The following is a 12,333-nucleotide window of genomic DNA, read 5'->3' as shown; positions in this document are numbered from 1 at the left end:
CAGCCGCTGGAGTCGGCCAGTGATCGGAGCCTGCCGGTGATCATCGAGGTACAGCAGCTCAGCAAGACCTACCGGGTGGCCGACAAGCAACCCGGCATGGCCGGCACCCTGCGCCACTTCGTGCGCCGCCGCCATCGTGATGTGCCCGCCGTGAGCGGGGTGTCGTTCGCGATCGCGCCCGGGGAGATGGTCGGGTTTCTGGGGCCGAACGGCGCCGGCAAGACCACCACCTTGAAGATGCTCACCGGCCTGATCCATCCCACCGCCGGCACGGTGCGGGTGGCGGGGCATGAGCCGAAACGGCGCCAGGCCGCCTTCCTGCACCAGATCACCCTGGTGATGGGCCAGAAGCAGCAGCTGATCTGGGATCTGCCGCCGCTGGACTCGTTTCGGGTCAACGCAGCGGTCTACGGCCTCACCCCGCCCGAAGCGCGCCGCCGCATCGCCGAACTGGCCGACATGCTCGAACTGGGGGAGGAGCTGACCCGCCCGGTGCGCAAGCTGTCACTGGGCCAGCGCATGAAGGCCGAGCTGCTGGCGGCCCTGCTGCACCGTCCCGCCGTGCTGTTCCTCGATGAACCCACGCTCGGGCTCGATGTGAACGCCCAGGCTCGGGTGCGGGATTTCCTCGCCGACTACAACCGGCGCACCGGCGCCACCGTGCTGCTCACCAGCCACTACATGGGCGACATCACCGCCCTGTGCGAGCGGGTGTTGCTGATTCATCAGGGCCGGCTCTTCTATGACGGCCGCCTGGAGGGGTTGAGCGAGCAGCTGGCGCCCTACCGGCTGGTGCGGCTGGAGCTGAACGTGCCCCAGCCCGCCTCCGCCTTCGCCGCCCATGGAACCGTGGAATCCCTGCAGGGGAATCAGGTCTGCCTACGGGTGCCGGCGGCCCAGCTCACCGGCAGCGTGGCCCAGCTGCTGGAGCGGTTCGCCGTGGTGGATCTGGAAGTGAGCGACCCGCCGATCGAGCAGATCATCGGCGGGCTGTTCGAGCGGGGGCGGGTTGATGACAGTGCCGCCTGAACCCCGCGCCAGGCCTGTGCTGCCGCTGGCGCGGGTGCTGCTCAGCACGCAGTACGCGTACATGCTCGAATACCGCGCCGAAATCGCCTTGTGGGCGCTTTCCGGGGTGCTGCCGCTGATCATGCTCGGCGTCTGGACCGGCTCAGGAGCCGGCGCGGCGGCAGGCTTCACGCCGGCGATGCTCACCCGCTATTTCCTGGCGGCCTTCGTCGTGCGCCAGTTCACGGTGGTGTGGGTGATTCATGTCTTCGAGGAAGACAACCTGCAGGGTCGCCTCTCGCCCTACCTGCTCCAACCGCTGCATCCGTTCTGGCGCTACCTGGCCGCCCACGTGGCCGAGCAGGTCACCCGTGTGCCGTTCGTGGCGGCCCTGTTGGCGCTGCTGTTCCTGCTGCAGCCGAGCCTGTTGTGGTGGCCCCATCCCGCGGATGTGTTCTGGGGGGTACTGGCCACCGTGTCGGCGTTCATCCTGCGATTTCTGCTGCAGGGGGTGATCGCCATGGCCTGTTTCTGGAGCGAACGGGCGCTGGCGCTGGAGCGACTGCTGCTGATTCCCTATCTGTTCCTCTCGGGCCTGGTGGCGCCGCTGGAAACCTTTCCGCCGGGCGTGCGCGCCTTCGCGCTGGCCACCCCTTTCCCCTACACGATCGCCTTCCCCGCCCGCGTGCTGATGGGAGCTGAGGTCAACCTGGCGGCGGGCTTCCTGGGACTGGCACTTTGGAGCGGCCTGTTCCTGCTGCTGTTTCTGCTGCTCTGGCGCTTCGGCATCCGGCGGTATTCGGCCATGGGGGCCTGATGCACCGCTACCTGCGCACCCTGGCCCAGTTCTGGAGCGCCTCGCTGGCGGCGGAAATGGAATATCCGGCCAACTTCGTGCTGGAGCTGCTCGCCGAGGTGGGCAACCTGGCCGGCAGCCTGTTCGTGCTCTCGCTGCTATACGGGCCAGGCCAGAACCTGGGCGGCTGGAGCTGGGAGGCGGCGCTGGTGGTGCTGGGTTTCTACACCCTGCTGGAAGGCCTCACCAGCACACTGTTCCAGCCCAACCTGTCCACGATCGTCACCCACGTGCAGAACGGCACCCTCGATTTCGTGCTGCTCAAACCCATCGACAGCCAGTTCTGGTTGTCCCTGCGCACCTTCTCCCCCTGGGGGCTTCCGGGCATGGTGATGGGTGCCGGCCTGATCCTGGTGGCCGCCCTGCGCGCCGGTGCGGTGCTGGGGCCGGACACGGTCGCCGCCGCTGCGGTGCTGCTGCTGGCCAGCGCCGCCATCCTTTACAGCCTCTGGTTCGTGATCGCCGCCACCAGCATCTGGTTCGTGAAGGTCTGGAACGCCACCGAAGTGCTGCGCAGCACCCTGGTGGCCGGCCGCTATCCGGTGAGCGTGTACCCGGCAGGCCTGAGGGCCTTCTTCACCTTCGTGCTGCCCGTGGCCTTCCTCACCACGGTGCCGGCCGAGGCGGTGCTGGGGCGGGCGTCCGGCAGCTGGATGGTCGCCAGCGTGGCGGTGGCCGCCGCCTGCCTCATGATCAGCCGCGCCATCTGGCGCTATGCCCTGCGCTTCTACACCTCTGCTTCGAGTTGATCGTGCCACCAGTTGATCCGGCCTCCAGTGGATGCGGCTTGGCAGCAGGATTCCTGTCGGGGTGGTCGACCCATAGCCGTGCTGGCATTCAGCGCTTGCCAGCACGCTCCAGCTCCCGGCGCAGACGTTCCAGTTCCCGTTCGGCGGCGGCAAGTTCTTCGGCGCTGGAGCTGGAATCACCAGAAGCACCGAGCCCATCGGCGTGGGTTCTGCGGCTGCTCCCCTCGCCGGCATAGCTGGAGAGGGAGCGGAACATCAGACCACCGCCGGCGGCGATCATCACCACCATCGTGGCCAGGCTCCAGAGCGTGGTGGGGCGGAAGCTGATGAACAGGCTGTGCAGCACCCCCACCCCCACGGCCGCTGAAGACGCCCAGACCAGAAACCAGCCGGCCCGGCGGTAGGTGCCGGAGAACAGCAGACAGACGCCGATGCCCAGCAGCAACACCAGCAGACCGAAGCCCTCACCCACCCCCTGGGCCACCACCCCACTGAAGCCGCCACCGAATCCCCCGCCGAAGGTGCGACCTCCGAAACCGCTGCCGGAGAACCGCAACGCCGATCCCACCATCACCTGATTGGTGAACAGAAAGATGCCGGCGGCGAAAAAGGCACCGCCAACTAGAAACAGGAAGAAATCCTGCTTGGGTTTGGCTGTCATGTCTGGACTGTGATGAGGCTTTGATTTTAGAGCCAATCGGCATTGATGGCTGTGTATATCTGCGATCGGCTATGTGCAACTGTGTGTTCTATCCAGCGCTCCGCTGCAGATCACCCGATGTCATTCCCGTTCGTCAATGCCGTTGTTTGCTCATCGTTAGCGCTGTCCATTGTTGTGCATCAAGGCCTACGCCTAAGGAGACTCAGAAAAATCCGCCCCATTCACAGGAGGATGACCCTCTGATTGCAGGTAAGCACTGGGTTCACGGGCGGCAAGCCGCTTGGCCACCTCTTCGCGGAAGGCTTCGCCTACGGAGACTGCGAGCAGATCACGGCAAAGAAGCGCGCCTAAGGCGAGAAGTTTCTGGCCGACATTGAGCCGGTCGTGCCCTGGCAGGCGCTGATCCATCTGGTTGAGCCCCGCTACCCCAAGAGCGGCATGAATGGAAGCCGCCCGCCGTATCTGCTGGCGACGTGTTGCGGATTCACCTGATGCAGCCGTTTGGCTTTCAGAAGACCCGGCTGCGGGGAATGACCAAGAACAGCTGCAAGAGCAATGTGCTGGCTGCACTGACTAACCCGTTCCTGGCACGGCGCCAGTTGCTCGCGACACCATGAACAAGGGAATTCGGGCGTCAAAAGGAGCCGCTCATAGGGATATTTCCAGACCACCAGAAGGAGTCAAGCCGCTTCAACGAGTATCGACCGCCCCTCATCGCAGAGAGGGGCCACTACCGGGGATCTCTGGGCACGGCTGCTTGTCAAATCCCTGTTGGCCAGAGTTTCCCTAGACCAGCAGCGGGGCCAGGTTCACCTCCGCTTCGAAGGCCTCCGCCAGGCGATCGAGCAAGTCTTCGCGCTGCAGGCCGTGGTGCGGCACATCCAGCGGCAGGGCGGAGAAGCCGCGCGCCTCGCGCAGCTGATTGAGCCACTGCCGCCGCCAGCGGCCGTTCTCGAACAGACCGTGCAGGTAGGAGCCGGCGACCCTGCCCGACCACCAGCCCAACCCGGCACCTGATTCACCAGCCGCCAGCGGCTCACAGTTGGCCGGATCGAGGCAGTGGGTACGGCCCTGATGCAGCTCGAAGCCTTCCAGCGGTGTTCCCGCTGCGGGCCAACAGGCGAACTCGCGACGCTGTCGCAGGGTTTTCCCTGCCATGAAGTAGGTGGCCAGCGGCAGCAGCCCCAGCCCCCTGAGTCCCTCCTCGCCATCCGCGCTGGCGCTTCCCTCCAGCCTGTGCGGATCCTCCAGTCGTTCTCCCAGCATCTGCAGGCCGCCGCAGAGCCCGAACAGGTGGCCGCCGCCAGCTACGAAGCGCAGCAGCGCGTCGGCCAGCGGGCTCTCCTTGAGCGCGGCCAGATCCCGCAGGGTCTGCTTGCTGCCGGGCAGGATCACCGCAGCGGGCTGGCCGAGCGGATCCCCCGGCCGCACCCAGCGCAGGCGCACACTCGGTTCGGCCTCCAGCGGATCGAAGTCGGAGAAGTTGCTGATCGACGGCAGCCGCACCACGGCGATCTCCAGCTCCGCCTCGGGTTTGCGGGCCCGCCGTTCCAGCAGATCGAGCGAATCTTCCGGTGGGAAGAGTTCATCGAGCCAGGGCATCACGCCCAGCACCGGAATCCCCGTTTCCTGTTCCAGCCACTGGCGGCCTGCGTCGAACAGCTGTCGCCGCCCGCGGAAGCGGTTGATCAGGATGCCCCGGATCAGCGGGCGCTCCACCGGTCTGAGCAGGGCCAGAGTGCCGACGATCTGGGCGAACACACCGCCGCGCTCGATGTCGGCCACCAGCAGGCAGCGGGCGCGCAGGAACTGCGCCAGGCGCAGATTGGTGAGATCCCGCGCCTGCAGGTTCACCTCCACCGGGCTGCCGGCCCCCTCCAGCACCAACCGCCCGCCGGGATGGCTGAAGCGCAGGTCTTCCAGCCCCTGGCGAATCGCCTGCCAACCGGGGCGGAACCAGTCGCGGTAGTAGTGCTCGGCGCGGGCCGTGCCCACCGCGCGGCCCATGTGGATCACCTCGCTGGTGCTGTCGCCCTGCGGCTTGAGCAGCACCGGATTCATCGCCACCCGCGGTTCCAGGCCCGCGGCCCAGGCCTGCAGCGCCTGGCTGTAGGCCATTTCGCCGCCGTCCTCATCCACCCAGGCGTTGAGACTCATGTTCTGCCCCTTGAAGGGCACCGGTGTTTCGCCGCGACGCCGCAGCACCCGGCAGAGCGCCGCCGTCATGAGGGATTTGCCGGCGCCGCTGCTGGTGCCCAGCACCATCAACGCCGGCGGCACAGGGCCGGAACCCGCAGCCGGTGCTGTCACAGGCGCGGCCGGTAGCGGCTGATCGCATGGCGCAGCTGTTCCTTCCAGCCGGCTCGCGGAATCTCCTGGCTCCAGCCCGCCAGCAACTGACGACCCATGGGAGTGAGCCTTACCCGTTCGGTGAGGCCCTGACCATCGACTTCGCGGCGCAGCACGCCGAGCCGGATCAGCCAGATGAACAGGGTTTCAGTGTCGTCGGGTGTCAGCCTGGTGCTGCAGAGCGTTTCCGCGTCGGTGCGGGCCCACAGCGCCACGCTGCTGATCGCCTCCTGCTCCAGCAAGCGGTACAGACCGAGGCGAAATGGCAGGCAGCGCATGGCGCTGGCAGCGCGAGCCAGGGAGCGAGGGTTGTCCAGGATGAGGTCCATGCGTTGATTCTCTCCAATCCCTGCTCCAGCCTGCGGCGGTTCCAGCCGAAGGCCGGCGCCGTACCCCTGGTTCGCCCTCCTGTTGTCCTGCGCTGCCGCCGTGTCCACCGTTCCGTTGGTGCTTGCTTCCGCCTCTCCGGCCCGCCGCCTGCTACTGGATCGGGCCCAGATCCCCCATCGCGTCTTGGCGAGTGGCTTCGATGAAGCCACGATCAAGGCGACGGATCCCTGCGAGCTGGCCGTCTGCCTGGCCAGGGCCAAGGCTGAGGCCGTGGCCACCGTCCTGGCCGACAGCGCCCCGGCCGACCCCTGCCCGGAGCTCGTGCTGGGCTGCGATTCGTTGTTCGTGTTTGAGGGCGAGATCCAGGGCAAACCCAGGGATGCCCTGCAGGCGATCGAGCGCTGGCAGCGCATGTCCGGAGGCTGGGGGGAGCTGCACACGGGCCATTGCCTGCTGGGCAGCGGAGCCCCCCGCCTGGCGGCTGTCACCACCCGCGTGCGCTTTGCTCAGCTTGAGGCCGCTGAGATCGAGGCCTATGTGGCCAGCGGTGAGCCGCTCGGTTGCGCGGGTGGGTTTGCTCTTGAAGGCCGCGGCGGCCTGCTGGTGGAGACGATCGAGGGCTGCGTCAGCAATGTGATCGGCCTCAGCCTGCCGCTATTGCGCCGCTGGTTGAAGGATGAAGCAGCCTCGCGGGTCAGCGGAACAGGTTGTTGAACAGGTTCTGAAGGAATACCCCTGTGGGGTTGACGTCCTCAAAACCACCTTGCTGCCCCTGGTTGTTCCAACGGCTGTCCTGGGCTTCCAGCCGCAGGTCGGCCCAGCGGAAGCTCACGTTGCCGTTGCTGTTGCTCACCTGCACCGGCCAGACACCAGTGGCGTCTCGGAGAACCAGGTTGCCCTGCCGGTTGAAGAAGCTGTAACGGCGCCCATCCCCAAGCTCCACGTTGTAGGCCATGCCGTTCGACGATTCACGCCGATTGAGGACGCAGCTGCCGTTGAAGAGGCGGCGGTTTCCCTGACGCAGCTCGCAGGCGGTGTTGCCCTGGCCTTGCTGCCAGTTGTTGTTGTTCCAGTTATTGCCGTTGTTCCAGCTGCCGTTATTGCCACTGTTGTTGTTCCAGCCACCGCCACCGCTGTTGTTCCAGCCGCTGTTGTTGTTCCAGTTGTTGCTGGTGTTGCCTGATCCCGGGTTGCGCCAAGCGCCGTTGTTGCCAAACAGCTGCTTGCTCAGAGCCCTGCTGATGTTCTTGCCATCCCAGCCGTCGTCCCAGCAGGTCTGCCGCCGCACATCGCAGACATCGCCGTTGCTCAACTGGAACTGGGTGGGGCGGTTGCTGCCCGACAGCTTGCGGATCAGCTCCCGTTCGGCGCTGCGGCCGAAATACTCCCTGGTGAGGGTCACAGACACCCCGGTGCTGTCGAAGCACATTTTTGTGGCCCGGTCGCAGACCACGCCCTGGCGGGGGTAGTCGATGGAGGCACTCTTGGCGGCTGCAGGCTGAACAGCCACGAACGGCAGAAGCGCAAGGGGAAGGGCTGCTGCGGCAACCATGCGGCCGGCGGCTAGGCGGATGGACAAGGGAACCTCCCGGTGGTCCCCAAAGCTACGAAGAGCTGGGTAAGCCGGCATCTCTCGAATGTGTCCGCCTGGCCGGAAAGCATCACCAAGTCTTTCTGGTCAGGCAGCCCATGAAAAAGCCCCCGTGGAAGCCGGGGGCAGAGAGAGCAACCAGTGGTGCTCGGACAAGACGTGGAGCTCAGTCGAGGTCGGGCATGGCCAGGGTGGGCTCAGCCTTGCGGTCGATGCCTTTCTCGAAGCCGGCCGCCGCGGCGCGGGCTCGGCCTGCATGCCAGAGGTGACCCACCAGGAAGAAGAAGGCGAGCACGAACTGGGTGGCAGAGAGCCACTGACGCACGTTCACGAAGTTCACCGAGTTGGGTTCGGTGATGATGCCGCCCACGGAGTTGAGGGACGCATTCGGAGCGTGGGTCATGTATTCAGCGGCCCGGCGCACTTGCCAGGGCTGAATGTCGTTCTGGAGCTTGTCGAGGCTGAGCCCGTTGGGACCACGCAGGGGCTCCAGCCAAGGGCCGCGGAAGTCCCAGAAGCGCATGGTTTCTCCACCGAAGATGATCTCGCCGGTTGGGGAGCGCATCAAGTATTTGCCAAGGCCGGTGGGACCCATGGCTGAACCGATGTTGGCACCCAGGCGTTGGTCACGCACCAGGAAGGTGAAGCTCTGGGCCTGCGAGGACTCGGCGTTGGTGGGGCCGTAGAACTCAGAGGGGTAAGCGGTGTTGTTGAACCAGATGAAGGCCGAGGCGATGAAGCTCATGAAGCTCAAGGCGCCAAGGCTGTAGCTCAGGTAGGCCTCACCGTTCCAGATGAAGGCGCGACGCACCCAGCCGAACGGCTTGGTGATGACGTGCCAGATGCCACCGAAGATGCAGATGAGGCCGAGCCAGATGTGGCCGCCGATGATGTCTTCCATCGAGTTCACCCCGATGATCCAGCCCTCGCCACCGAAGGGGGCGCGGAACAGATAACCGAAGATCACACCAGGGCTGAGGGTGGGGTTGGTGATGATGCGCACATCGCCGCCGCCGGGGGCCCAGGTGTCATAGACACCGCCGAAGAACATCGCCTTGAACACCAGCAGCAGACACCCCACACCCAACAGGATGAGGTGGTAGCCAATGATGTTGGTCATCTGGTTCTTATCCCGCCAGTCCTGGGAGAAAAACGAGGAGTAGTTCTCCAGGATCTCAGGGCCGCGCAGGGCGTGGTACAGACCGCCCAGGCCGAGAACGGCCGAGCTGATCAGGTGCAGAACACCGACAACGAAGAAGGGGTAGAGGCTGGTGACCTCACCACCGGGACCGACGCCATAGCCAAGAGTGGCCACGTGCGGGAACAGGATCAGACCCTGTTCGTACATCGGTTTGTCGAAGGTGAAGTGGCTCACCTCAAACAGCATCATGGCGCCGGCCCAGAACACCATCAGGCCAGCGTGGGCCACGTGGGCCCCGAGCAGACGACCGGACAGGTTGATCAGGCGTGCATTGCCGGCCCACCAGGCATAACCGGTGGAGTCCAGGTCTTTGCCGCCGACGGCCGTAAGAGAAGGACTAGAGAGCGTTACCACGGGGCAGAACCTCTTCAGGGAAGACGAAGTTTTCATGCGGCTGGTCAGCCGGTGCCATCCAGGCACGCAGACCTTCATTCAGAAGAATGTTCTTCGTGTAGAAGGTTTCGAATTCAGGATCCTCAGCAGCGCGGATTTCCTGGCTCACGAAGTCGTAGGCACGCAGGTTCAGCGCCAGGCCGATGATGCCGATGCTGCTGGTCCACAGACCCATCACCGGCACGAACAGCATGAAGAAGTGCAGCCAGCGCTTGTTGGAGAAGGCGATCCCGAAGATCTGGCTCCAGAAGCGGTTGGCGGTGACCATCGAGTAGGTCTCCTCTTCCTGCGTGGGCTCGAACGCCTTGAAGGTGTTGGCCTGCTCGGAATCCTCGAACAAGGTGTTCTCCACCGTGGCACCGTGGATGGCGCACAGCAGCGCACCACCCAGGATGCCGGCCACGCCCATCATGTGGAACGGGTTCAGCGTCCAGTTGTGGAAGCCCTGCAGGAACAGCAGGAAGCGGAAGATCGCCGCCACCCCGAAGGAAGGCGCGAAGAACCAGCTGCTCTGACCCAGCGGGTACATCAGGAACACGCTCACGAACACCGCGATCGGGCCGGAGAAGGCGATCGCGTTGTAGGGGCGGATGCCCACCAGACGGGCAATCTCGAACTGACGCAGCATGAAGCCGATCAGGGAGAAGGCACCGTGCAGGGCCACGAACGGCCAGAGGCCGCCCAGCTGGCACCAGCGCACGAAGTCACCTTGAGCTTCCGGACCCCAGAGCAACAGCAGGCTGTGGCCCATGGCGTCGGCAGGGGTGCTGACGGCGGCGGTGAGGAAGTTGCAGCCTTCCAGGTAGCTGCTGGCAATCCCGTGGGTGTACCAGGAGGAAACGAAGGTGGTGCCGGTTAGCCAGCCGCCCAGAGCCAGATAGGCCGTGGGGAACAGCAGCAGACCGGACCAGCCGACAAACACGAAGCGGTCGCGCTTGAGCCAGTCATCGAGGACGTCGAACCATCCCCGAGCCGAAGGCGCGCGCCCTACAGCAATCGTCATGGGAAGAAAAAGTGCGGAAATCCCGCCAAGCTGAGGGATACCGCAGGATCGTAACAACGAAACCCACCGCTGCGAGGAAGCCCGAAATGGGCTGACACCCTTGCCGCAGCCAGCGTTCTTAAGCAATTCTTCTGATTGCCCAGCGGCGGCGGCGTGGTGCCGAATCCAGCAACCTTTTCGCTGTTCCCGTCTTCGCTTTTCCACAGCCTCGCGGCACGGAGGCGAGGATGGCAAGTCTTCCGCCACCACCCCCGCTCCCATGCCCCCGGCTTCTTCCTCCGCCGGCACTCCGCCGCGCCCCGACCCGGCCGCCAGTCCAGCTCCCCGCGCCAGCGACCCTGCCGATGTGCTGGAGCAGTCCGTGCAGGGATCCCGGCGCCTCTCCAACCTGCTGGTGGCCTCGGCCGTGAGCGCTGGGGGCGCTGGCTTCCTGCTGACCAGCCTCTCGAGCCGGCTGGGGATCGATCTGCTGCCGATCGGGCACCCCGCCAGCCTTGCCTGGGTTCCGCAGGGCTTGGTGATGGGGGCCTATGGCGTGGCAGCCCTGTTGCTCGCCCTCTATCTCTGGAGCGTGATCAGCATCGATGTGGGCGCCGGTGCCAACCGCTTCGATCGCAGCAGCGGCACGGCCACGATCAGCCGCCGCGGCTTCCGCAGCCTGATCAGCTTCGAGCTACCCCTGCGCGAGATTCAGGCCGTCAAGGTGGACGTGCGCGACGGCCTTAACCCGCGCCGTCGTCTTGCCCTGCGCGTGCAGGGGCGCCGCGACCTGCCCCTCACCCGGGTGGGCGAACCGTTGCCTCTGGCCGAGCTGGAGCAGAGTGGCGCGGAACTCGCCCGCTTCCTCAAGGTGCCTCTGGAGGGCGTATGAACACGATGGCGTTCTCGCTCACCCGCACCCTTCTGGTGAGCCTGCTGCTGTTCACACCCTTCGGCCTCAGCGCTTGCGGCAGCGATCAGAGCCAGGCCGCTCTCGGTTGCGCCTCTGCCGCCAGCCCCTGCCTGAGCGGCAAGGCCGTGGTGTCGCTCCAGACCAGCCGCGGCGAAGTGGTCGTGGAGCTCAATGGCGCCGATGCCCCGCTCACCGCCGGCAATTTCGTCGACCTGGTGCGCCGCGGTACCTACAACAACACTGTCTTTCACCGGGTGGTGAACCAGCCCACACCGTTCGTGGTGCAGGGCGGTGACCCCCAGAGCGCCACCCCCGGCGTGAGTCCCGAGCTGTTCGGCACCGGCAGCTTCGTGGACCCCAGCACCGGTCAGCCCCGCTTCATCCCGCTGGAACTCGGCATGAAAGGCAAGGCCACTCCCCGCTACGGCGAGCAGCTCACCGATCCGGCGGATGCAGCGCAGCTGCGGCTCGTGCACGAGCGCGGTGCCATCGCCATGGCCCGCTCCGAGGACCCCAACTCCGCCAGCTCGCAGTTCTACGTGGCTCTGCGGCCGCTTCCCGAGCTCGACGGCCGCTACGCCGTTTTCGGCCGCGTGGTGAAGGGCATGGACGTGGTGGACCGCATCCAGCAGGGAGACAAGCTGGTGAAGGCCAGCGTGATCGAGGGCGGCACCCTGGTGAAGGGTCAGCCCTGAGGCGCCTCAGGCCGGCACCCGTTTCTCTGAGGCGGTGGTCTTGAGGTAGGCGGTGTTCACACCGGAGGCCCGCTCCAGGGCCACTTTTCCGGTGCGCACGATTTCGAGGATTCCGTAGCTCTCGAGGATCTGCTCGAGGGCCACCAGCTTGCCCGGGTCGCCCACCACCTCAAGGATCAGGGCGTTGTCGGCCACGTCCACCACGTTGGCGCGGAACACCTGCACCAGATCCAGGATGGCGGCTCGGCTCTCGGCCGGCGCCGCCACCTTCAGCAGCATCAGTTCGCGCTCCACCGCAGGAATCGTGGAGAGATCGATCACGTTGAGCACGTTGACCAGCTTGTTGAGGTGCTTGGTCATCTGCTCGAGCGTGCGATCGTCGCCCTCCACCACCATGGTGAGGCGCGATACGCCCCGCTGCTCGGCCGGGCCCACCGCCAGGCTCTCGATGTTGAAGCCGCGGCGGGCGAACAATCCAGAAATCCGGCTGAGGGCACCGGATTGGTCCTCCACCAGCACCGAGAGGGTGTGCTTCATTCCCGGCGGGCACAGCAGGCGATCAGCTTCCCAAATTACGCGCTGGCCTCACGGCCCTCAGGGCCGGG

Annotated in this window: 13 protein-coding genes and 1 pseudogene; 7 read left to right on the top strand and 7 right to left on the bottom strand. The window is 65.7% G+C overall.

Annotated features, from left to right (window positions below; all coding sequences use genetic code 11):
• Positions 1–39: 39 nt before the first annotated feature.
• From ACXMDP_RS12900 to ACXMDP_RS12890, 3 genes are read left to right on the top strand one after another with little or no spacing between them, the layout of a single operon-like run.
• Entirely contained in the window at positions 40–1,029 is a 990-nt protein-coding gene (locus ACXMDP_RS12900; RefSeq protein WP_259730436.1) for an ABC transporter ATP-binding protein, read from the top strand.
• Complete coding sequence (locus ACXMDP_RS12895) at positions 1,013–1,825, top strand: ABC transporter permease (protein WP_259730408.1); 813 nt, start codon at positions 1,013–1,015, stop codon at positions 1,823–1,825. Before ACXMDP_RS12900 ends, ACXMDP_RS12895 begins: the two co-directional genes overlap by 17 nt.
• Positions 1,825–2,613, top strand: a complete 789-nt coding sequence (locus ACXMDP_RS12890; RefSeq protein ID WP_259730407.1) for an ABC transporter permease — start codon at positions 1,825–1,827, stop codon at positions 2,611–2,613. Before ACXMDP_RS12895 ends, ACXMDP_RS12890 begins: the two co-directional genes overlap by 1 nt.
• 88 nt (positions 2,614–2,701) lie before the next feature.
• On the opposite strand, the gene ACXMDP_RS12885 is transcribed toward ACXMDP_RS12890, so the two are convergent.
• The gene (locus tag ACXMDP_RS12885) at positions 2,702–3,274 is read right to left on the bottom strand and encodes a hypothetical protein (RefSeq protein ID WP_259730406.1); all 573 of its coding nucleotides are present in this window, start codon (positions 3,272–3,274) and stop codon (positions 2,702–2,704) included.
• A gap of 488 nt (positions 3,275–3,762) precedes the next feature.
• On the opposite strand from ACXMDP_RS12885, the pseudogene ACXMDP_RS12880 reads away from it, so the two are divergent.
• Positions 3,763–3,891 (top strand): annotated as a pseudogene (locus ACXMDP_RS12880) (IS5/IS1182 family transposase); the annotation flags it as partial.
• A gap of 169 nt (positions 3,892–4,060) precedes the next feature.
• Here the strand turns inward: ACXMDP_RS12880 and ACXMDP_RS12875 are convergent.
• Together ACXMDP_RS12875 and ACXMDP_RS12870 are read right to left on the bottom strand one after the other, a co-directional pair.
• Entirely contained in the window at positions 4,061–5,539 is a 1,479-nt protein-coding gene (locus ACXMDP_RS12875; RefSeq protein ID WP_259730435.1) for a cobyric acid synthase, read from the bottom strand.
• A 41-nt stretch (positions 5,540–5,580) separates the two neighbouring features.
• A complete protein-coding gene (locus ACXMDP_RS12870; RefSeq protein WP_259730405.1) occupies positions 5,581–5,952 on the bottom strand; it encodes an Npun_F0494 family protein in 372 nt (123 codons plus the stop codon).
• Between the two features lie 100 nt (positions 5,953–6,052).
• Here ACXMDP_RS12870 and ACXMDP_RS12865 point away from each other — a divergent pair, with 100 nt between their 5' ends.
• Positions 6,053–6,667, top strand: coding sequence for a nucleoside triphosphate pyrophosphatase (locus ACXMDP_RS12865; RefSeq protein ID WP_259730404.1), 615 nt, complete (start codon positions 6,053–6,055; stop codon positions 6,665–6,667).
• Here the strand turns inward: ACXMDP_RS12865 and ACXMDP_RS12860 are convergent.
• From ACXMDP_RS12860 to psbD, 3 genes are all read right to left on the bottom strand, one after another.
• Positions 6,648–7,532: a YcgJ family protein gene (locus tag ACXMDP_RS12860; protein ID WP_259730403.1), complete on the bottom strand. Its 885-nt coding sequence runs from the start codon at positions 7,530–7,532 to the stop codon at positions 6,648–6,650. The two genes, ACXMDP_RS12865 and ACXMDP_RS12860, sit on opposite strands and share 20 nt — an antisense overlap.
• Before the next feature lie 178 nt (positions 7,533–7,710).
• Positions 7,711–9,099 carry a photosystem II reaction center protein CP43 gene (gene psbC, locus ACXMDP_RS12855; protein ID WP_094514715.1) on the bottom strand — a complete coding sequence of 463 codons (1,389 nt, stop codon included), beginning with the start codon at positions 9,097–9,099 and terminating at the stop codon, positions 7,711–7,713.
• The gene (psbD, locus tag ACXMDP_RS12850) at positions 9,083–10,141 is read right to left on the bottom strand and encodes a photosystem II D2 protein (photosystem q(a) protein) (protein ID WP_457766935.1); all 1,059 of its coding nucleotides are present in this window, start codon (positions 10,139–10,141) and stop codon (positions 9,083–9,085) included. The genes psbC and psbD overlap by 17 nt, the downstream gene beginning before the upstream one ends.
• A gap of 259 nt (positions 10,142–10,400) precedes the next feature.
• Between psbD and ACXMDP_RS12845 the strand changes: the two genes are divergently transcribed.
• Both ACXMDP_RS12845 and ACXMDP_RS12840 read left to right on the top strand, forming a co-directional pair.
• Positions 10,401–11,012 (top strand): photosystem I assembly protein Ycf4, encoded by a 612-nt coding sequence (locus ACXMDP_RS12845; RefSeq protein WP_255101309.1) that lies wholly within the window; start codon positions 10,401–10,403, stop codon positions 11,010–11,012.
• 5 nt (positions 11,013–11,017) lie between these two features.
• Positions 11,018–11,728, top strand: a complete 711-nt coding sequence (locus tag ACXMDP_RS12840; RefSeq protein WP_259730727.1) for a peptidylprolyl isomerase — start codon at positions 11,018–11,020, stop codon at positions 11,726–11,728.
• A 6-nt stretch (positions 11,729–11,734) separates the two neighbouring features.
• Here the strand turns inward: ACXMDP_RS12840 and ilvN are convergent, their stop codons facing one another.
• The gene (ilvN, locus tag ACXMDP_RS12835; protein WP_094513065.1) at positions 11,735–12,265 is read right to left on the bottom strand and encodes an acetolactate synthase small subunit; all 531 of its coding nucleotides are present in this window, start codon (positions 12,263–12,265) and stop codon (positions 11,735–11,737) included.
• Positions 12,266–12,333 lie beyond the last annotated feature (68 nt).

The sequence above is a fragment of the Cyanobium sp. ULC065 genome (assembly GCF_977927515.1).
This window is presented reverse-complemented; position numbering and strand designations above follow the sequence as displayed.